Genomic DNA, 19,394 nt, shown 5'->3' with positions numbered 1-19,394 from the left:
GGGCGGCGCGACTACGATGATTGGGTCCGCACCCATACCGCCTGGGGAGCCGCATGCCCATGCCGAAGCCTGCCGACCCGTCGCCCACGTCGCGCCCGCCCCGCTCCACGGGCTCCGTGGCCACCGGCGCGCGTCCGGACCGGCAGCGCGATGCCGAGCGCACCAAGGCGGAGATCATGGCGGTGGCCCGGGAGGAGTTCGTCCGCAACGGCTACGCGGGCGCGCGGGTGGACGAGATCGCCGCCCGTACCCGCACCACCAAGCGGATGATCTACTACTACTTCGGTGGCAAGGAACAACTCTACGGGGTCGTCCTGGAGCAGGCGTACGCCGAAATCCGCCAGGCCGAGCAGGGCTTGGACGTCGAGCACCTCGACCCGGTCGCGGCCATCCGCCGGCTGGCCGAGCTGACCTTCGACCACCACGAGGCACACCCCGACTTCATTCGCCTGGTGACCATCGAGAACATCCACGAGGCCGCGCACCTGACCGGCTCGACCTCGGTGGGCGCCACGAACGTCCGGGCGGTCCAGGTGATCGCCGGCATCCTGGAGGCGGGCCGGGCGGAGGGGGTGTTCAAGGCCGAGGCCGACGCGCTGGACATCCACATGATGATCAGCTCCTTCTGCTTCTTCCGGGTGGCCAACCGGCACACCTTCGGCGCGATCTTCGGCCGTGACATGACCGACCCGGCGCGGCGGGAGTGGTACCGGTCCATGCTCGGCGACATGGTGGTCGCCTATCTCGCCAACGGCTCGGCGGCCGCCGCGCAGTGACGGGCGCCAGGTGCGCCGAGCGCCGGCGAACGGGGGTAGCGGTCCGACCGGACCCGGAGCGTCCGGGCCGTGCCGGACCGAATTGTTTCGGGCGGATGTCTTGACAGTGACCACTGCGGGACCCACCATCGCTTTTCAACGCACTATTAACTACCTAGTGCGTTAAGTGGAGCCGCACCACCTTAGGCCGGCAGTCACCCGGCGCCTATGCTCGATCCGGACATCCCGGGAGCGAGCCGCGTCGACGTATGTCCCCACCCACCACCACCCCGCCTGTTCCGTTCCCCCCGGAACGCTGGGGTGGCTCCCTGAGGAGCACACGTGACAGCTCACTCAACCGACCCCACGGCAGTGGCCGGGAGGCCACAGGGCAGACCGCGCAAGGCAGCGCTCGCCGCCTGGATCGGCAGCGCCCTGGAGTACTACGACTTCTTCATCTACGGCAGTGCCGCGGCCCTGATCTTCCCGAAGGTCTTCTTCGACGAGAGCGACCCCTGGACGGCACACCTCGTCTCGCTCGCCACCTTCGGTGTCGCGTACGCGGCCCGGCCCATCGGCGCCCTCATCCTGGGGCACTTCGGCGACCGGATCGGCCGCCGGAAGATCATGTTCTTCACCATCCTGCTGATGGGCCTGTCGACCTTCCTCATCGGCTGCCTGCCCACGTATGCCCAGATCGGGACGGGCGCCCCCGTGCTGCTGGTGGCGATGCGCGTGCTCCAGGGCCTGTCCGCCGCCGGTGAGCAGGCCAGCGCCAATTCCATGACGCTGGAACACGCCCCACCGGACCGCCGAGGCTACTTCACGAGTTTCACGCTCAACGGCACGCAGGCCGGACAGATCCTGGCGACCCTGGTCTTCATCCCGATCGCCAACCTGCCAGAGAAGGACCTGCTCAGCTGGGGCTGGCGCGTCCCGTTCCTGCTCAGCGCCGTGGTCACCGTCGCCGCCTTCCTCATCCGGCGCCACCTGGACGAGACGCCCGAGTTCCAGCGGGTCACCGCCCGGAACGAGGTGGCGAAGCTGCCGCTGGCGGAGTTGCTCCGGCACAACTGGGCTGAGGTGCTGCGCGTCATCGGGGCGGCGCTGATCGCGACGGCGAGCACCGTCTTCTCCGTCTGGGCGCTGTCCTACGGCGCCTCCACCGTCGGCCTCAGCCGGTCGACCCTGCTGTGGGTCGGGGTGGTCGCCAACGCTGTGGCCCTGCTCGCCATCCCGCTGTGGGCCAGGCTCTCCGACCGCATCGGCCGCAAGCCGGTGTTCCTGATCGGCTCGGTCGGCAGCGGTGTGATGATCTTCGTCTACCTGTGGGCCGTCTCCTCCCGCAGCTATCCGCTGATCTTCCTGACCGGCGCGCTCTTCTTCGGCGTCGTCTACAGCGCCGCCAACGCGGTCTGGCCGTCGTTCTACGGCGAGATGTTCAGCACCCGGGTGCGGCTCTCCGGCATGGCCATCGGCACCCAGTGCGGCTTCGCGATCGCCGGGTTCGCCGTCACGTTCGCGGCCGAGATCGCCGGCCCGAACGGCCGGAACTGGACCGGTGTCGCCTTCTTCACGGCCGCGATGTGCGCGGTCAGCGCCATCGCCGCACTCACGGCGCGGGAGACCTGCAAGGTGCCGACGGGCGAACTCGGCCGCAAGTCGGCCGCGCACCCGGAGCCCTCGCTGGCGGCTCAGCGGGTCTGAACGAACCGGCCGTGGCCCTCCGGCCCTGGCGGGCGGCCACGGCTGATTTAATGGACGAACCAGTTAGTTTATTAGAGGCGGACGATGTCGCACACCGTACTGGTCCTCAACGGACCCAACCTCAACCTGCTCGGCCTGCGCGAGCCGGACGTCTACGGCACCGGCACACTCGCCGACGTCGAGGCGATCTGCCGGGCCGCAGCCGCCGACCGCGGACTGCGAGTGGACTTCCGCCAGAGCAACCACGAGGGCGTACTCATCGACGCCGTCCACGAGGCCCGCGCCGCGCACCGCGGCATCGTCGTCAACCCGGCCGGCCTCACGCACACCTCCGTCGCACTGCGCGACGCGCTCGCCGCCGCCGAGCGGCCCATCGTCGAGGTGCACCTGTCCAACATCCACCGGCGCGAGCCGTTCCGGCACCACTCGTACGTCTCGGCCGTGGCCGACGCCGTGATCTGCGGAGCCGGCCCGCACGGCTACGCGCTGGCCCTCGCCCACCTCGCCCAGCTGATCCCCCAGGATCGGTGACACCCATGACCGCGCCCTCCTACCTCACCGGTCTGATCGGAGCCGGCATTGGCCCTTCGCTCAGTCCGGCGCTGCACACCCGTGAGGCCGACCGGCAGGGCCTGCGCCTGCTGTACCGCACGATCGACATCGCCGATCTCGGCCTGCCGGGCGAGTCCGTCGGCCGTCTCGTGGCCGCCGCCGCCGTGATGGGCTACGACGGACTCAACATCACCCACCCGTGCAAGCAACTGGTGATCCGGCACCTGGACGAGCTGACGCCCGAGGCCGCGGAACTGGGCGCGGTCAACACCGTCGTCTTCCGGGACGGGCGTACCGTCGGCCACAACACCGACGTCACCGGCTTCACCCAGTCCTTCGCCCGCGGCCTGCCCGAAGCGCCCACCCGCCGCGTCGTCCAGCTCGGTGCGGGCGGGGCCGGCGCCGCCGTCGCCCACGCCATGCTCGCCCTCGGTGCGGAGCAGCTCACCGTCTTCGACACCGACCCCACCCGCTCCACCGCCCTCGCCGAGGCGCTCAACCGCCGCTTCGGCGCGGGCCGTGCCGCCCCCGGTGCCGCCACTGAGCTGGCCGTCGAACTCGCCCGCGCCGACGGCTTGGTGCACGCCACGCCCACCGGCATGGCCGCCCACCCCGGGCTGCCGCTGCCGATCGGCCTGCTGCGTCCGGGGCTGTGGGTGGCCGAGGTGGTCTACCGGCCGTTGGAGACCGAACTGCTGTGCCAGGCAGCCGCGTTGGGCTGCCGGACGCTCGACGGGGGTGGCATGGCCGTCTTCCAGGCCGCTGACGCCTTCCGCTTGTTCACCGGCCGTGAACCGAGCACCGAGCGGATGCTCACCGATCTCGCCGACCTGGTCGGCGCACCTGCCCTGTGAGGAGCACGGCCTTGCGCAAGTCCATCGCCACCGTCTCACTGAGCGGCTCGCTCTCCGAGAAGCTCACCGCCGTCGCCGCCGCCGGCTTCGACGGAGTGGAGATCTTCGAGAACGACCTGCTCACCAGCCCGCTCAGTCCCGAGCAGGTGCGGCTGCGCGCTGCCGACCTGGGCTTGCGGATCGAGCTCTACCAGCCGTTCCGCGACTTCGAGGCCGTCCCGGACGACGTGCTGGCCGGCAACCTGCGGCGGGCCGAGCGGAAGTTCGCGCTGATGGAGCGGCTTGGCGCCGATCTGCTGCTGGTCTGCTCCAACGTCTCGGCCGAGGCCCGCGACGACGACGCGCTCGCCGCCGGGCAACTGCACCGGCTCGCCGAACTGGCGGCCGGGTTCGGCATCCGCATCGCCTACGAGGCGCTGGCCTGGGGGCGGCACGTCAGCACGTACGATCACGCCTGGCGCATCGTCGAGCGGGCCGACCATCCGGGCCTGGGCACCTGCCTGGACAGTTTCCACATCCTCTCCCGGGGCTCCGACCCGAAGGGCATCGAGGACATCCCGGGAGAGAAGATCTTCTTCCTGCAACTCGCGGACGCGCCACGGGTGGCGATGGACGTACTCCAGTGGAGCCGCCACTACCGCTGCTTCCCCGGGCAGGGCGGCTTCGACATCGCCGGGCTGGCAGCCCACGCCGTGCGGGCGGGATACCGCGGCCCGCTGTCGCTGGAGGTCTTCAACGACGTCTTCCGGCAGGCCGACGCGGGACGCACCGCCGTCGACGCGCTGCGCTCGCTGATCGGGCTGGAGGAGTCCGCCGGGCTCGCCGCGCTGCCCGCGCCCGTCGTCCCCTCCGGCTTCGCCTTCGCCGAACTGGCCGCCGCCGACACCGAACCGCTGCGCGGCCTGCTCGCGGGTCTGGGCTTCACCCGGTCCGGACGGCACACCGCGAAGCCGGTCGAGCTGTGGCGGCAGGGCGAGGCCCGCGTCCTGCTCAACACCGCGGGCGGCCACCGGCGCGACGGCGCCTGCCTCGCGGCGCTCGGTCTGGACACCGCGGACCCGGTCGCCGCCACCTGGCGCGCCGAATCGCTGCTCGCGCCCGTCGTCCCGCGCCGCCGCGGCCCGGCGGAGTCGCCCCTGGACGCCATCGCGGCTCCCGACGGCACGGAACTGTTCTTCTGCGGCACCCCGCAGCCCGGCCGACCCGGCTGGACCGGCGACTTCACCGACCTGGAGGACACCGCGGCGGAGCCGATCGGCGTCACCCGTATCGACCACGTGGCGATGACCCAGCCGTGGCACCACTTCGACGAGGCGTCCCTGTTCTACCGGACGGTCCTGGGTCTGCGCCCGGACGAGAGCCTCGACCTCGCCGATCCCTACGGACTGTTCCGCAGCCGTGCCGTGGCCAACACCGAAGGCACCGTGCGGATCGCCCTCAACGTCGCCCCCGGGCCGGGCGACCAGGAGCTCCGTCCGCAGCACATCGCCCTGGCCACCGACGACCTCGTCACCACCGTGCGGCGATGGCGCGAACGAGGCGGCGCGGCGCTGCGGATACCCGGCAACTACTACGACGACCTCGACGCCCGCCACGCCCTGGACCCGCAGACCCTGGCCGTCCTGCGCGAACTGGACATCCTCTACGACCGCGACGAGCACGGCGAATTCCTGCACTGCTACACACCCACCGTCGGGCGGGTCTTCTTCGAACTCGTCCAGCGCACCAGCGGCTACCGCGGCTACGGCGCGCAGAACGCCACGGTCCGCCTCGCGGCCCAGCACACCGGCCAGCAGCAACCCGCCTGACGCGTCATCAGCCGACGCGGATTTTTCGAGCAGACCCTGAGCAGACGATGAACGGAGCCCGGAAAGTGGACAAAGTCAGCGGTGCCGCGAACCTCGCCGTGGTCTCCAACAACTGCGGGGTGGACGGCGGGGGGGCTCGGCATCCGGGCACGCCGCTGAGGCCGAAGCCCCCGACAGCGAACGACGCGCCGCTCACCACGTCCGCCAGCGCCGCTTCGGCGTCGGCCCTCACGGTCCGCCGGGCCGTCCTGGGGGACGCCCACGTCGACCGTGCCCTCGCCAGGGCCACCGAATTCACCGCCGACTTCCAGGACTTCATCACCCGCTGCGCCTGGGGCGAGATCTGGACCCGCCCCGGTCTCGACCACCGCACCCGCAGTTGTGTCACGATCACCGCCCTGGTCGCCCACGGCCACCTGGACGAACTGGCCCTGCACGTCCGGGCCGCCCTCCGCAACGGCCTCACCCCCGAGGAGATCAAGGAAGTCCTCCTCCAGACAGCCGTCTACTGCGGAGTACCCGCCGCCAACGCGGCGTTCGCCACCGCGCAGCGCGTCCTCGCGGAACCCGCCCCCGAAGACTGACAGCCGGCCGACGCCGGGCATCTCGCCGTGCGGGCGCCGGTACCCCCGAAGCGGACGTTGGACATCGTTGACGGGCCGCGAGTACAGAACCAGGTGCCCGGAAGCCGTGGCATCACCCGCTGTGCCGACATATTCCCGATATTCCCGATATTCCCGGGACCTCGGGCAGGACGACGTGGTCCTCATCATTCGGAGGAGCAACGCAATGGGAGTTCTGAGTGGGCGGTTCGTGACTCTTTGAGTGGTTCTGTGGTCGCCTGATGGTGTGGGTGTGGGCGGAATCGGCTGGTCCGCCGCCTGCCGCCTGTTGGGGTGGCAGGGTGAGTGAACGCAAGCCGTATCCGAGTGACTTATCGGTCGAGCAGTGGTCGTTTCTCGAACCGGTGATTACCGCGTGGAAGGACCGGCATCGCTCGGTCAGTGGCCATCAAGGCGCCTACGAGATGCGGGAGATCGTGAAGAAGGTGATCCGCAAGCAGTACGCGGCGGGCGAGCTGGACATCACGCAGCTCTGAGCGATGCGCTGACGGCGAGGGCGGTACGGGAAGTCCCGTACCGCCCTCGCCCGTCGTCGTCGGGGACGACAACTGCCTCAGTTCGTGCCGATCTTCGCCAGCAGGTCGACGATGCGGGACTGGACCTCTTCGCTCGTCGAGCGTTCCGCCAGGAAGAGCACGGTCTCGCCGGAGCTGAGCCGCGGCAGCTCCGCCCGGTTGATGTCGGCCGAGGTGTAGACGACCAGCGGGGTCCGGTTGAGCTGGCCGTTCGCGCGCAGCCAGTCGACGATCCCGGCTCGGCGGCGGCGTACCTGCATCAGGTCCATCACCACCAGATTCGGCCGCATCCGGGTGGCGAGGGAGACCGCCTCGCTGTCGGTCGCGGCACACGCGACCTGCATGCCGCGGCGTTCCAGCCTCGCCGTCAGTGCCACCGCGATTTCCTCGTGCTCCTCGATCAGCAGTACCCGCGGCGGGTGCTGCTCGCTGTCGCGGGGGGCGAGCGCCTTGAGGAGCACCGCGGGGTCGGCGCCGTACGCCGCTTCCCGCGACGCCTGTCCCAGACCGGCTGTCACCAGTACCGGAACCTCGGCCGCCACGGCCGCCTGGCGCAGCGACTGCAACGCCGTACGGGTGATCGGCCCGGTCAGCGGGTCCACGAAGAGGGCGGCGGGGAACGCCGCGATCTGGGCGTCCACCTCCTCGCGGGAGTGCACGATCACCGGCCGGTAGCCGCGGTCGCTCAGCGCCTGCTGGGTGGAGACGTCCGGCTCGGGCCAGACGAGCAGCCGGCGCGGGTTGTCCAGCGGCTCCGGGGGAAGCTCGTCGTCGACCGGCTGCGGTGAGGGACGGTTGGCGACCTCGACCGCGCCGCCCGGGCCATCCAGTGGCTCCGGACCCTCGGCGCCCGCGTCGGGTGCCCCTATGGCGTACGCGCGCCCTTCGGTGGCCGGGGCGGAGAGCAGCTGCCCGGAGGCACTGGTGGTGGGCGCGATGCCGGGCTGGGGGGCGGCGACCGGCGCGGTGGCCGGCTGCGGCAGGGCGGGCTCCGCGGTGCGCTCGTCCTCGGGCGGGGCGGCGAGCTTACGCCGCCGCCCGGCACCGCCGAGCGTCTGGTTCTGCTGGTGCGCGAGGTGCTGGGTGAACGGCACGCCCTGCCCGAGGGTCCGCACGCTGAACGCCCGCCCCTGCGTCGAGTCGGTGGAAGCGGGCGCAGCGGCCGGGGCGGGCGCGGAAGCGGATGCCGACGCGGGCATCGGGGCCTCGGCGGGCAGTGGCTGTCGCCGTGGGTCCGGCGCGGGCTCGGCCACGGGAGCGGGCGCGGGCGCGATGGCGCGCGGACGGCTCTCCGCCGTGCCGACGGGGGCCGCGGTGTCCGTGGTGCCAGTGGTGTCCGTGGTGCCGGTGGTGTGCGAGGTGTGCCCCGACCCGGGCCTGGACAGGTCGTCGCCGGGGGCGTTCAGGGCGGCCCGGTCCTGTCCCGCGGTGCCGTTCTCCGGCCATCCGCCGGGCTGGGGCTGCATGGGCTGCTGCGCGGGTTCCGGCTGTGCGGGCTGCTGCGGCACGTCCGGGGCGTGACGGGCACGGCGGCGCCCGGTCGGGGCGGGGTGTTCCTGCGGCGTGTGGTGGTCGTCCTGCGGCGTTCCCACGGTGTCATGACGTCCGGGCAGCGAGGCATCCGCCTCACCGGCCGTGGGCGGGATCCGGTCGGCCTCGGCGGGCGGGAGGGCGAATGGGGTACGCGGCCCCACCGGTTCGGCCGCGGCGGCTCGGTCCTGCGCGGCCGCCAGCGCCCGGCGGGCCCGTCGCCCGCTCGGCTGCTGCTGTGCCTGATGCTGAGCCTGCTCGGTCTGCTCGGTCTGCTCGGTCTGCGGTGCCTGCTGTCGGCCGGTCTGGGACGCGGCCTGGCTCTGCCCCGGGACAGACGCGAGGGCCGGGAGGGCCAGCTGCTTCTCGTTGCCCGGACGCGCCCGTCCACCGCCCGCGGGTACCGGCACGGGCGCCTCGGCGGGCACGCCCTGCGGCGGTACGGTCTGCCCGCGCTGCGGACGGCTGCCCGCACCCTGAGCGCCCTCGGCCGCCGTCACCACCGACCCCTCGGACGGCGCCGCGGCCGCGGGCAGCGCCAACGCCTGCCCCGGCCCCTGCTGCTCGCCGGGCAGACCGGCGCTCGTCTCGGCCGGGCTGGGCCGCCCCCGCCTGCGACCGGATCCCCCGCCCTGCTGGGCCGGGATGAGCTCGTGGGACGAATGTGGGGGCTGCTCTGCGGACGGCTGCTGAGTTCGCTGCCCACTGTGCTCGTCCTGCGCCGCCGCTTCACGACGCGCCCGCCGCCGCCCCGTCGGCTCCGCGGTGGCGGTGTCACCGGACGCGGCGGCCGTCCCGCCGCCCACCGGGCTCTCCAGGAAGGCGTCTGTCGACGCGCGTCGTGCCCTGCGCCGTCCGCCGCCCGGCATCCCCTGCTGCTGCCCGGTCTCCTCGGGCACAGCCGGAACAGGAGGCGCCTCCGGCGGCAGCACGGTTCCCCCACCGGCGCCCAGCGGCACTTCGAGGACGTACGCGCTGCCGCTCATCCCCGGCATCTCGTGCGTCTGCAGTACGCCGCCGTGCGCCCGTACGATCCCCCGCACGATCGGCTCGTGCACCGGGTCGCCCCCGGCGAACGGTCCGCGCACCTCGATCCGTACGACCTCACCGCGCTGCGCCACCGCCACGACCACGGTCGAGTCGACGTAGCCCCCGCCCGGTACCACCCGCGCCTTGCCGGTCGAGTCGATCCCGGCGACATCCGCGACCAGGTGGGCGAGCGCCGTCACCAGCCGGCCCGCGTCCACCTCGGCCTCGATCGGCGGCGCGTGCACCGCGAACTGCGCGCGCCCCGGACCGATCAGTTCCACAGCGCCGTCGATACCGGCCGTCACGACCGAGTCGAGCAACACCTTCTCCTTGACCAGTGCCTCCGCCCCACTGTCGAGACGCTGGTAGCCGAGCACGTTGTCGACGAGCGTCGTCATCCGGGCGTAGCCGGCGGCCAGGTGGTGCAGGATCTGGTTGGCCTCGGGCCACAGCTGCCCCGCCGGGTCGGCGGCGAGAGTCGAGAGCTCGCCACGCAGCTCCTCCAGCGGCCCGCGCAGCGACTCACCGAGGACGGCGGTCAGCTGCGCGTGCCTGGCGGTCAGTTGTGCGAGCCGCTCGGCCAGCTCCTCCGACTCGGCCGCGTACCGCTCGGTCCGGTCGGCCAGCTCGACAGCATGCCGTTCGGTCAGTCCGGTGACCTCGGCGGTGTGCCGCTCGGTCAGCCGGGTGACCTCGGCGGTGTGGCTGTCGGTCAGCTCGGTCAGCTGCGCCGTGTGCTCGTTGGCGAGTTCCTCGTACGGCCGGCGGTCGGTGAACGTCATCACCGCACCGACCAGCTGGTCCCCGTCCCGGACGGGCGCGGTCGTCAGATCGACCGGCACCTGCGCGCCGCTCTTGGACCACAGCACCTGCCCGCGCACCCGGTGCTTGCGCCCGGACTTGAGCGTGTCGGCGAGCGGCGACTCCTCGTACGGGAACGGCTCACCCTCCGCACGCGAGTGCAGGATCAGCGGATGCAGCTCCTGGCCGCCCAGGTCGCTGGCGCGGAAGCCGAGGATCTGCGCGGCGGCGGGGTTGACCAGGACGACCCGGCCGTCGGTGTCCGTGCCGACGACTCCTTCGGCCGCGGCCCGCAGGATCATCTCGGTCTGCCGCTGCGAACGGGCCAGCTCGGCCTCGGTGTCGACGGTGCCCGACAGATCCCGGACGACGAGCATCAGCAGCTCGTCGCCCGTGTAGTTGCCGCTGTAGGTGGACTGGAAGTCGTTGTACGCGGCCTGCCCGTCCTCCAGGCTGGCGCTGGTGACCTCGACCGGGTACTCGTTGCCGTCGGTCCGCCGCGCGATCATCCGCGTCGGCTTCGTCCGGCCCCGCTCGTCCGCCGCCTCGGGCCTGCGCATCGACCCCGGGATCAGCTTGGAGTCGAACTCCGGAAGCAGATCGAGCAGTCCGCGACCGACGAGCGCGGTGCCCGGTGTCTCGAACATTTCGAGGGCGATGGTGTTGGCGTTGACGACCGTGCCGTTGCAATTGACGAGCAGGAGCCCGTCGGGGAGGGCGTCGAGTATGGCTGCGAGGCGAGCAGTGCCTCGGGATGGCCTGCTGCTCACGACGACGCTTCCTCCCTGGTTACCGCACCTTGCCGACAGCGGGCCCCATCTTGCCCCTCGGGCCGAAGGCTGTCACTTGAGGAGTCTAAAGGCAGGGGAGGGTCATCCGGCGGAGGATGGGGGGGAGCTCTCACCAAGGTTCTGTGCATACCGTGTACGACCCCTGCCCCTGACGTGTCCGGTGACGGTCCCGGCCACCCCGGGTCAGCGGACATTCGGGAGCACCGGCCGCAGGTTGTTCCAGCGTGCGATCTCGCAGCCGTCGGTCCGGTCGAAGGCTGCGTCGACACGCTGCCCGTGCCAGGTTCCGGTGACCCTGGCCGTGGCCGATCCGCCGAACTGCTGGGTGCACATGGTGTCCGCGGGCACCGCGCGGAAGGGGTTCCTGCCGTCACCCGCGGGCTCCGCCAGCTCCGCGAGCCGGTCGCACGCCTGGTGCGCCACCGGATGGCTGCCGCCGGAGGGGAGGCACTTCAGTTCGTACACGCCGTCGGCGGTGCGGTCTCCGGAATCCGAGACCGTGACCGTCAGCTGGGTCTTCCGGGTGGCGTCGTCGCCCTGGAGCCCCGGTACCGGCAACGGAAGGGGCAGCGGCAGGTGGCCGGTGACAGCGGTCGCGGCCGGTGTGGCGGCGGACAGGACGGCAAAGGATGTGACAGCGGTGAGCGCGAGGCGGCGCAGCATGCGAGCTCCTGTGGGCGTGTGGAAGACGGCGAGACGGTGCCCCCGACATCACTAACGCTCCGCATGCCCCGGCGTTGCGCAACCCGAAGGCTTTGCCCTGGCGGCCGACGGCCTAGTACCGTAGGCAGCGATTGGTGAGGCAGCGCTCAGCTGTGTCATCATCTGCACGCACCACTCGCGTCCGCGCGGGGTGTGCTGGAGGCGTCGCCTAGTCCGGTCTATGGCGCCGCACTGCTAATGCGGTTTGGGTCTTAAAGCCCATCGAGGGTTCAAATCCCTCCGCCTCCGCTTGATCGCTGAAGCCCCGTGCCACTGGCCGGGGCTTCAGTCGTATCCGGGTGCGGAGTGGGGCCGCGAAGGTGCGTGCGGAGATGGTCCAGCATGGTGTTTCCGCAGCTCAGGGGCGGTTTGGGTAATGGATTTCGCGTGACGGCGCAGGTCATGTAATGTTGTTCCCGCAACGCCGACCAGGCAGAAAAGCCCGGAACGCCAAGCACTCGTAGCTTAACGGATAGAGCATCTGACTACGGATCAGAAGGTTGCAGGTTCGAATCCTGCCGAGTGCACAGCAAGCCAGAGGCCCTCAGGAGAAATCCAGGGGGCCTCTGCCGTTGCCCGTCCACTCGGTCAATGACAGCGATTCGCCCAGCGGTGCACAGCAGGTCCAGCAGGCTCGCATGTGGTTCGACAGCGTCTGGGAGACCATCGCGAGGGGATTCGATCTCGATGGAAATTGACCACCTCAGCGCAGCTCTGGCCGACACTGCGGCAGTGTTCTTCGACTTCGACGGCCCGCTGTGCGACGTGTTCGCCGGCCGCCCCGCGAGAGAGGTCGCAAGGGAACTGGCCAAGCTAGCCGCCAAGGGCGAACCCGGTCTCAGCGGGAAGCTGAACGGGACGGATGACCCTCTCGAAGTCCTTCGACTCACACACGAGGCCGACCCAGAGATGGGGATGGAGGTGGAGCGCGCTCTCACCGCTGCCGAGATTGAAGCAGTCGGGGTGGCGGGGGAGCCCACGCCGGGGGCGGTCGCTGCGCTGGAAGCGGTTCGGGTGACGGGGCGGAAGATAGCTGTGGTGAGTAACAACTCCGCCGAGTGCGTTCGGGTATTCCTGGATCGGCACGGTCTGACGGGGCATGTGCTGGAGGTGGTGGGTCGCCCCGCGAATCAGCCGGGGCTCATGAAACCGAACCCGCACTCCCTCATTACGGCTGCTGACGCACGCGGAGTCGACGTCACGCTATGCGCACGGTGCGGGCGGCTTCGTCGAGCTCGCGCAGGCGAACCCCCACGGATGCCGCTTCGCGGGCGGCTGCGAGAGCATGGGCCACGACGCGTCCGGCTTCACGCATCGCCTCCAGTGCCGTGTCGGTCTTGATCTCCACCATGTGTCGTGACTCCCTGCGACGCGACGCTATCCAATACTTATACCGGTATTAGTATCACGGACATGGTGAGAGTTCCTTTGAGTCCGCGAGAGCGGCAACGCGGAGAGCGGTTCGGGGCCCTGCTCCGCGAGGCCCGCGGTGACCGCAGTTTGGTGGACGTGGCAGCGGCGGCCGGGGTGTCCGCGGAGACACTCCGCAAGATCGAGACCGGTCGAGCCCCGACCCCGGCCCTGTTCACCGTGGCGGCCCTGGCCCATGCACTGGACATATCGCTGGATGACCTGGCCACAGCCTGCGCAGAGGATGCCTACGGCGGTAGCCAGGCCATGTCTGCGTGAACGTCAGGAGACCTGCAGCCGACCGAAAGGCGGATGTTCCCGACATGGCACGGGAGTGCCGACCTTCGCCGCATGGCACCAGGTCGACGCTGCATTCTCGGCACGGCTCGGACCCTCAGGTCAACCCCCGAAGGACTTCGAGAGCCGACCACTTAGCCATCAGCAGCTCTCCTCAAGTTGATTGCGGACGAACGCGGCGATCTCGGCCACGGGGATGCGGCGGGATCGGCCGGCGGTAAAACTCCGGAGCTGTCCTGTGCGCAGAAGGTCGTAGACCTTGCTGCGGCTGAGCTGGAGCGCAGCCATCACTTCGGGGACTGTGACGGACGCTTCGACTGCGGGAGTGGCGGTGCTCATGGGCATGCCTTCCTGGGGCAGCGAGGGGCACCGGGCCCCTTCCTGTCAGGTCCGCTACCTCCGCTACCGCCCTGGTCAGGGGCATGATCGAGGTAGCGGATAGGGGTAGCGGTAGCGGATAGAAGTCGGTTGAATGCCGACATGCGGGAGAGCGACGACCATGCGAGAACCGGTGCCCGACTGACAACGTCTGGTTGTCTGGCTGGGCTGCTCGTTGTTCTCGCGATCCCGCTATGGATGGTCGGTGCTCTCCTCTTCGACGTCCTCTCCCGCTAACCGTTCAGCGTCAAGCCGCTACCGGCCGGTGCGGTGAGCCATCGGGCCGGTAGCGGCAAGGTGGTGCGGGTAGCGGATGGGTAGCGGCTTGCCGCTAGCTGGAAAGGGCCTCTGAGCTGGGTGGTAGCGGAGGTAGCGGAAGTAGCGGACTTTCAACGGGGGGAGGGCAGTACCGCTGCCACGCGTCGTTGAGGTCGGTGGCGTAGTAGCCCTTCATGACGCTGCCGCCGGTTTTGATGTTGCGGGCGGCGATGGGCTTGGGGCCTGTCCGTGCTGTCGATGCGCGAAGCCTTCGCGCACGTCACCCTCGGCAACCGGGAACTTGACCGGGGCAGGCTCGACCAGGCATGCCACACCGCTACCAAGCGCTGGAGCCCGCATCGGCGGTGGCCTGGAGCGACTGTCAGGCCATCTCAGGAAGTTCTACGACCAGTTGGCACCGCACACGTAGCCCTGGCCTTCGAGGCACGGCTACGGGAACTCCTCCCACCGGTCAGCGGATCGCTTCGTCCATGAGCAGGTACAGCAGACCGACGAGCGATCCACTGCTCACGATCTCCCGGCGGTCGATCCCACTCGATGCGATCGGACTCGTTCTTCTCCGTGGGCGGCCCGGCGTAGGTCGCGCCATCGGCGCGGAAGACATGGTGCTGCGAGTCAGTGATCCCGTTGGCCGGCCCGGCGTAGATCAGGGGCTTGATGGGGCCAGGGCGCCAGCCCGTCTCTTCCAGCACTTCGCGGGCCGCCGCCTTCTCCGGGGACTCGCCGTCCTCGATCAGGCCCATGGGCAACTCCCAGGCCCACGAGTCCGTGATGAAGCGATGCCGCCACACCATCAAGACCTCTTGGTGATCATTGACGACAGCGGCCACAGCCAGGTGCCGGAGGCGAACAACGTGGTACTCCCACCTGCGCCCGTCAGGCCTGCCGTCATTTCGGTCGGCTTCACTGGGCCGGGCCGAGTACCTCGTCGGCGCTGCGCGGCTCTGTGCGCGGCTGCTGGTTGAGCTTGTGGCGCTCGATGGAGGATCGCCGGTAGACCTCCTTGCGGGCCCGCATGATGTTGCCCAGGGGCGCGTGCTCGGCGGTGACCCTCCAGGGCGTGAAGGACAGCGCGTCCATCTTCTCCAGATTTTCCGGGCCGGAGATGTCCTGCTGCGGCAGCCGCAACTTGGCCACGGTGACGGACGGCGAGAGCTGCTCGGGCCACTCGACGGTGGTGTCCTCCACCGGCATCCGCTCCAGGTCGGTGCAGAGCTGGACCTGGATGTCGAAGGCGTAGGGCCGCTCCTGCAACTCGGCCTGCAGGGTCGGTCGGAAGACCTCCGTCCCCGAGGCCGGATCGACGTCGCGCCGGACCACTGCGGCGGCGAAGAGCGGGTCGGGGGTGATGCGCACCTTGGCGATGTAGTCCCCGTGCCGGACCGCGCCCATCGTCCAGTAGCTCGACAGCAGCAGGTTTGCCGGAGGGGTCTTTGACAGGCGCAGGAAGGCCAGGAACTCGTCCCACGCCCAGTTGCCCTGGTCCAGCGTTCCCTTTCCGGTCACGAAATCGGTGAAGAAACGACGCGCGCCGGGTCGGCCCTGGGAGAAGTAGGCCGGCGCGTTCAGGAACAATTCCTGGATGAACAGGTAGTGCTCGACTGTGTTGCAGAAGAAGATCGGTCCGTTGATGTTGGCGTAGTCGAATGTGCCCGTGCCCGGTTCGTCTTCCAGCAGGGTCGGGCCGGGGATGTCGAACATCTTCAGGGCCAGTCCGGCGGCCGCGCCCAGTCGCGCGTCGGCTCCGGCGTGAGGCGAGCCGTTGGAGAAGCGGATGAGCGCATCGTGGGTTCCCGGCGTCGCGTAGATGCCTTGGGCGTACTCGGGGGGAAGCCCGTCCAGGATCTTCACTTCCCCCCGGACCAGCCCGTAGCCCTTGGCATGGGCGTCCCGGAGGGCCCGGCCGGTGCCACCGGCCTTGACCGACTCGGCGATGTAGCTCTCGGTTCTTTCAATCACCGTCTGCAGGTTCTGGTCGAAGTGCGGATCGTCGTCTTCGACGTCCGGCGTGTAGCGGACGAACTGTGCTGCCATGACCTCGACCTTTCCTCGGAGAGCGTGATCGGATCTCAGGGGGCAGGAACTGCCCTCAGTCCTCCAGTTCCGCGAGCCAGCGCAGGGCACGCAGACCCGGCACGAAGCAGTACTCACCGCCGCGGGTGACCACAAAGCTGGGCAGATTCTGCAGGCGACGCCGGACCGGCTTCTCGGGGATGGTGACGCTCCCGGTTCCGCCGTGATGCCCGGCTACCGGATCCTTCTCGCCGGGATAGCCGATGAAGTTGCCGTCGTTGACCCACTCGGCCTTGATGAACTCAAACTGCCGTTCCAGATGGGCCCCGAGGAAGACTCCGACCAGGCCCCGGTCGACACCGTCGTCCTCCAGCACGCCCTCCGGTAGCGGCGGGCCGTAGGTGGTGCCGCGGCGGATGAGACGGTGCATCCGCGCGTCGCCGATGATGGTGGAATCGCGGGGGTTGGTGCGCCGGATGTGCGCACCGGCGGGGCACCGGAACCCTCGGTCGTCGTTCTCCCGGTACAGGAAGTTGTTGACGCGGTGCGGATCGGCCGCCAGCTCCGGATCATCGTGCTCCGGGGTCAGCGTCAGCGGCGCCCCGCTGGGCCAGCGCCCGACCATCTTCGCCGCCAGGAGCGCCTCCTCCTCGGCGCTGGAGCTGTTCGCGCGCAGGTAACGGCGCCATGCCGCCACGTTGGTGTGGACCTTGCGTACGGCCGCGTAGGTGCCGTTGCGCCCTAGCACATCGGGGCTCGGCATGGGCGGCGGGCTGCCGGTTTCGTCGGGGTACCCGAGGATGAACTCGCCGGCCTTGATGGGGGCTTCCTGCGGGTTGGAGCCGGGCAGTCCGACGCCCTCGATGTTCGGATGGCTGATGCCGTCACGGAAGCCGAAGGTGGTGCGCCCGGTCGGGAGCTGGTGGACCTCCTGCTGCCAGATCACTTGGACACCGGGCGTGTCCTCGTAGGCGACACGGGCCCCTTCCAGCTCCTCGTCCAGCTGTGCCGTATCTGAGGAGAGGGCGCTCACCGCGATGTGGACATCGCCCGTTCCGAACGGTGCCTCCCAGTGGGCCGGTGCACTCTCGCCCACGTCGCCGATCAGCTCTGCCCGAGCGGCCATGCCCTCACGAAACGCTCGTGGAAAGCTGTCCAGCGACTCCGGGGGCACCCCCAGGGCCCTCAGACCCTGGTAGGTGAATGCCACAGCCACCCAGGCGTCCTGGCTCCGGTCCGCGCTGGGCAGGCCACTTGAGGTCACCGGGAGCAGCCGCCGTAGCAGGGCGCGCCCGGCGTGGCGGTCATCGACGCGCAGGAAGATGAACTTTCCCACGTAGGGCACGGGCCGTGGACGCAGTGCCCCGCTCTGGACGTCGTCGATCTCGACGCGCACGCCGGCCGCGCTGCTGCTTGCCGTCGCATTCATGATTTGTGCCTCCACATCGGTCTCTGCCTGGACAGCCCCGGCAGCGACTGGTCCGCGCCCGCCGACGCGGACCACAGATGTGGGGTCGGCTCTGAGGGTTGGTTGTGTCCTGGTTCTAGGCCGAGGCTTCCTCCAGCAGCTTCTGGAAGGCCGGGGTGGCCACCAACTCGGCGTTCGCCGGGTTGTCCAGCGCCGCCCGGAACTCGGGGGTGTCCAGCACCGCCTGGAACGCGTCGTCCACGCGCTGGTCCTTGTAGATCTGCTGAACGGTCAGGTCGGGATAGGCGCTGACGAAGACCCCCGCGGGTTCCTGGTGCGCGACGAACCAGTCCTTCGCCCCTGGATCGGTGACGCCGGGAAACCCTTCGCTGTGCGAGAAGACCTGGTCGAAGCGGGACCCGACCACCGTCTGTGCGAAGTCGTCGATGTAGGTGTCCCAGGAGCCGTCGAAGACGCTGGCGAACATGAACCGGGTGTCGTTGTCGAAGATCACGTGCCGTGCGTCATGCAGGGTGCCGATCTGGCGCACCGCCGCATGGACCTTCTCGTCATCCGCCGCGTCGGCGAGCGTGGAGAGATCCTTACGCAGCGCATCGGCCTCGCCGGGCTTGATCTTGGTAAAGACGGTGAACTCGCTGCAGACCCCATCCGACCTGCCCGGGCGCTCGGGGTGAGCTGATTGGGTTGCACCTGTCGTCGCAGTCATCGTGAGATTCTCCTGCCACGGATCGGTGGGAAGGTCGCCAAGCGCCCGAGCATGAGGCGCCATCGCCCCCGCATATCAATCCTCACGGCGGATGCGCTGCCTCGCATCTTCGCCCCTGGGCGATGTGCTCAGCTGGGACGGATTCCCGGGAAGCTCCGGCACTGGCGGGGTCCAGCACGGGTGCGGCAGGCCAATACCCGGGGTCCTCGCGTCCTGAGGAGCCCCCGAGGACAGATCCGGCCAGGCGCAGGAAGATGGAACCGGGACGTGCCGAGTACGTCGCCGTCACCCTTCTCGGGCAGCCACTTCCCCGTGCCCGTGAAGACAGCGGCGCAGTCGATCGCAGGACAACCCGTTGCGCCGCTCAGGCGGTCGGGGCACCCGCTTCCGCCAGGCCCTGCTCACCTTGATCGCCACCCTGACCCCCACACGGAGGCAACCATGGGCGCAGTTCTCGGTGACGTGCTGGGTTTCGCGGCCGCCGTCGCGATCAGCCCGCTCCCGATCATCGCAATCATCCTCATACTCGCCACGCCTCGGGGACGTCTCAACGGAGTCCTCTTCACCGTCGGCTGGATCCTGGGACTCTCGGTACTGGGCGCGGTGATGCTCGCGATCGCCTCCCCCGCAGGTGCCTCCGCCCACAATCACCCGGCCACCTGGGTGGGAGCTCTCAAGCTCGCGCTGGGCTTGTTCCTCGTCCTCTTCGGCGCCCGGCAGTGGCACCGGCGCCCGAAGGATCCCTCGCAAGCCCAGCTGCCGAAGTGGATGGGCGCGATCGACCGCCTCACGCCGGTCAAGGTCTTCGCACTCGGACTGGCCCTGGCCGCGCTCAACGCCAAGAACGCCCCGCTGACCATCGCCGCGGGCGCCGCGATCGGCTCAGCCGGACAGCCGGTTGGGCAGCAGATCGCATCGCTGGCAATCTTCGTCCTGATCGCCACCCTCGGCCTGCTGGCCCCACTGGGAGTCTTCCTGCTCGGGGGAGAGCGAGCGAAGACCACGCTCGGCAACTGGAAAGACTGGGCTGCGCGGCACAACGTCGTCGTCATGGCGGTCCTGTTCTTCGTTCTCGGGTTGAAACTGCTCGGAGACGGCATCGGCATCCTCACCTCCTGACAGCCGAGGAGCGGTGAGTGTCGGCTGCAGAGACGCCGAGGAGGAGGGGGATTCCGCTCGTTGCTGGGGCGCCACCGTTCGGAGCTGACGGCAGCC

General features: G+C 69.9%; 13 protein-coding genes, 2 tRNA genes and 7 pseudogenes. 13 read left to right on the top strand and 9 right to left on the bottom strand.

What is annotated here, in order from left to right; all coding sequences use genetic code 11:
• Positions 1–59 precede the first annotated feature (59 nt).
• The 7 genes and pseudogenes from AB0I23_RS14855 to AB0I23_RS14825 all read left to right on the top strand — a co-directional run.
• Positions 60–776: a TetR/AcrR family transcriptional regulator gene (locus tag AB0I23_RS14855; RefSeq protein WP_359109587.1), complete on the top strand. Its 717-nt coding sequence runs from the start codon at positions 60–62 to the stop codon at positions 774–776.
• Positions 777–1,097: 321 nt separating this feature from the next.
• The gene (locus AB0I23_RS14850; protein ID WP_359109586.1) at positions 1,098–2,462 is read left to right on the top strand and encodes an MFS transporter; all 1,365 of its coding nucleotides are present in this window, start codon (positions 1,098–1,100) and stop codon (positions 2,460–2,462) included.
• 84 nt (positions 2,463–2,546) lie between these two features.
• Entirely contained in the window at positions 2,547–2,993 is a 447-nt protein-coding gene (gene aroQ / locus AB0I23_RS14845; RefSeq protein WP_359109585.1) for a type II 3-dehydroquinate dehydratase, read from the top strand.
• A 5-nt stretch (positions 2,994–2,998) separates the two neighbouring features.
• Complete coding sequence (locus AB0I23_RS14840; protein ID WP_359109584.1) at positions 2,999–3,868, top strand: shikimate dehydrogenase; 870 nt, start codon at positions 2,999–3,001, stop codon at positions 3,866–3,868.
• 11 nt (positions 3,869–3,879) lie between these two features.
• Positions 3,880–5,676: a bifunctional sugar phosphate isomerase/epimerase/4-hydroxyphenylpyruvate dioxygenase family protein gene (locus AB0I23_RS14835; RefSeq protein ID WP_359109583.1), complete on the top strand. Its 1,797-nt coding sequence runs from the start codon at positions 3,880–3,882 to the stop codon at positions 5,674–5,676.
• Between the two features lie 227 nt (positions 5,677–5,903).
• Positions 5,904–6,260, top strand: a pseudogene (gene pcaC / locus AB0I23_RS14830) (4-carboxymuconolactone decarboxylase); the annotation flags it as partial.
• A 320-nt stretch (positions 6,261–6,580) separates the two neighbouring features.
• Positions 6,581–6,730 (top strand): annotated as a pseudogene (locus AB0I23_RS14825) (transposase); the annotation flags it as partial.
• A 122-nt stretch (positions 6,731–6,852) separates the two neighbouring features.
• On the opposite strand, the gene AB0I23_RS14820 reads toward AB0I23_RS14825, so the two are convergent.
• On the bottom strand, positions 6,853–10,944 hold the full coding sequence (locus AB0I23_RS14820; RefSeq protein ID WP_359109582.1) for a PAS domain-containing protein: 4,092 nt from the start codon (positions 10,942–10,944) through the stop codon (positions 6,853–6,855).
• Positions 10,945–11,148: 204 nt separating this feature from the next.
• A complete protein-coding gene (locus AB0I23_RS14815; RefSeq protein ID WP_359109581.1) occupies positions 11,149–11,628 on the bottom strand; it encodes an SSI family serine proteinase inhibitor in 480 nt (159 codons plus the stop codon).
• A gap of 197 nt (positions 11,629–11,825) precedes the next feature.
• Here AB0I23_RS14815 and AB0I23_RS14810 point away from each other — a divergent pair.
• From AB0I23_RS14810 to AB0I23_RS14800, 3 genes and pseudogenes are all read left to right on the top strand, one after another.
• Positions 11,826–11,916: transfer RNA gene (locus AB0I23_RS14810), tRNA-Ser, on the top strand.
• A 205-nt stretch (positions 11,917–12,121) separates the two neighbouring features.
• Positions 12,122–12,194, top strand: a tRNA-Arg gene (locus tag AB0I23_RS14805).
• 64 nt (positions 12,195–12,258) lie between these two features.
• A pseudogene (locus AB0I23_RS14800) lies at positions 12,259–12,807 on the top strand (HAD family hydrolase); the annotation flags it as partial.
• Positions 12,808–12,877: 70 nt separating this feature from the next.
• Here AB0I23_RS14800 and AB0I23_RS14795 read toward each other — a convergent pair.
• Positions 12,878–13,018: pseudogene (locus tag AB0I23_RS14795) on the bottom strand (type I methionyl aminopeptidase); the annotation flags it as partial.
• Positions 13,019–13,080: 62 nt separating this feature from the next.
• Here AB0I23_RS14795 and AB0I23_RS14790 point away from each other — a divergent pair.
• Positions 13,081–13,356: a helix-turn-helix domain-containing protein gene (locus AB0I23_RS14790; RefSeq protein ID WP_359109580.1), complete on the top strand. Its 276-nt coding sequence runs from the start codon at positions 13,081–13,083 to the stop codon at positions 13,354–13,356.
• Between the two features lie 159 nt (positions 13,357–13,515).
• On the opposite strand, the gene AB0I23_RS14785 is transcribed toward AB0I23_RS14790, so the two are convergent.
• Together AB0I23_RS14785 and AB0I23_RS14780 are read right to left on the bottom strand one after the other, a co-directional pair.
• A complete protein-coding gene (locus AB0I23_RS14785) occupies positions 13,516–13,713 on the bottom strand; it encodes a helix-turn-helix domain-containing protein (protein ID WP_359109578.1) in 198 nt (65 codons plus the stop codon).
• 370 nt (positions 13,714–14,083) lie between these two features.
• Positions 14,084–14,245, bottom strand: a pseudogene (locus tag AB0I23_RS14780) (DUF3631 domain-containing protein); the annotation flags it as partial.
• A 65-nt stretch (positions 14,246–14,310) separates the two neighbouring features.
• Between AB0I23_RS14780 and AB0I23_RS14775 the strand changes: the two are divergent.
• Positions 14,311–14,505 (top strand): annotated as a pseudogene (locus tag AB0I23_RS14775) (hypothetical protein); the annotation flags it as partial.
• Here AB0I23_RS14775 and AB0I23_RS14770 read toward each other — a convergent pair.
• The 4 genes and pseudogenes from AB0I23_RS14770 to AB0I23_RS14755 all read right to left on the bottom strand — a co-directional run.
• Positions 14,483–14,912: pseudogene (locus AB0I23_RS14770) on the bottom strand (NUDIX hydrolase); the annotation flags it as partial. The pseudogenes AB0I23_RS14775 and AB0I23_RS14770 overlap by 23 nt on opposite strands.
• A 22-nt stretch (positions 14,913–14,934) precedes the next feature.
• On the bottom strand, positions 14,935–16,065 hold the full coding sequence (locus AB0I23_RS14765; RefSeq protein WP_359109577.1) for a catalase family protein: 1,131 nt from the start codon (positions 16,063–16,065) through the stop codon (positions 14,935–14,937).
• Positions 16,066–16,120: 55 nt separating this feature from the next.
• Positions 16,121–17,473, bottom strand: a complete 1,353-nt coding sequence (locus AB0I23_RS14760) for a Dyp-type peroxidase (RefSeq protein WP_359109576.1) — start codon at positions 17,471–17,473, stop codon at positions 16,121–16,123.
• A 115-nt stretch (positions 17,474–17,588) separates the two neighbouring features.
• Positions 17,589–18,179 (bottom strand): hypothetical protein, encoded by a 591-nt coding sequence (locus AB0I23_RS14755; protein WP_359109575.1) that lies wholly within the window; start codon positions 18,177–18,179, stop codon positions 17,589–17,591.
• A gap of 441 nt (positions 18,180–18,620) precedes the next feature.
• Here AB0I23_RS14755 and AB0I23_RS14750 point away from each other — a divergent pair, with 441 nt between their 5' ends.
• Complete coding sequence (locus AB0I23_RS14750; protein ID WP_359109574.1) at positions 18,621–19,298, top strand: GAP family protein; 678 nt, start codon at positions 18,621–18,623, stop codon at positions 19,296–19,298.
• The last annotated feature ends 96 nt before the right edge of the window (positions 19,299–19,394 follow it).

The organism is Streptomyces atratus (assembly GCF_040655115.1).
Classification (GTDB): domain Bacteria; phylum Actinomycetota; class Actinomycetes; order Streptomycetales; family Streptomycetaceae; genus Streptomyces; species Streptomyces atratus_D.
The sequence above is the reverse complement of the archived record's forward strand: the minus strand, read 5'-3'. Positions and strand labels throughout refer to the sequence as shown.

Excerpts from the sequence above, each read along its gene's own strand:
- AB0I23_RS14855 (WP_359109587.1), top strand. The coding sequence starts at position 60 with ATGCCGAAGCCTGCCGACCCGTCGCCCACGTCGCGCCCGCCCCGCTCC.
- aroQ (WP_359109585.1), top strand. The coding sequence starts at position 2,547 with ATGTCGCACACCGTACTGGTCCTCAACGGACCCAACCTCAACCTGCTC.
- AB0I23_RS14840 (WP_359109584.1), top strand. The coding sequence starts at position 2,999 with ATGACCGCGCCCTCCTACCTCACCGGTCTGATCGGAGCCGGCATTGGC.
- AB0I23_RS14815 (WP_359109581.1), bottom strand. The coding sequence starts at position 11,628 with ATGCTGCGCCGCCTCGCGCTCACCGCTGTCACATCCTTTGCCGTCCTG.
- AB0I23_RS14790 (WP_359109580.1), top strand. The coding sequence starts at position 13,081 with ATGGTGAGAGTTCCTTTGAGTCCGCGAGAGCGGCAACGCGGAGAGCGG.
- AB0I23_RS14785 (WP_359109578.1), bottom strand. The coding sequence starts at position 13,713 with ATGAGCACCGCCACTCCCGCAGTCGAAGCGTCCGTCACAGTCCCCGAA.
- AB0I23_RS14765 (WP_359109577.1), bottom strand. The coding sequence starts at position 16,065 with ATGGCAGCACAGTTCGTCCGCTACACGCCGGACGTCGAAGACGACGAT.
- AB0I23_RS14760 (WP_359109576.1), bottom strand. The coding sequence starts at position 17,473 with ATGAATGCGACGGCAAGCAGCAGCGCGGCCGGCGTGCGCGTCGAGATC.
- AB0I23_RS14755 (WP_359109575.1), bottom strand. The coding sequence starts at position 18,179 with ATGACTGCGACGACAGGTGCAACCCAATCAGCTCACCCCGAGCGCCCG.
- AB0I23_RS14750 (WP_359109574.1), top strand. The coding sequence starts at position 18,621 with ATGGGCGCAGTTCTCGGTGACGTGCTGGGTTTCGCGGCCGCCGTCGCG.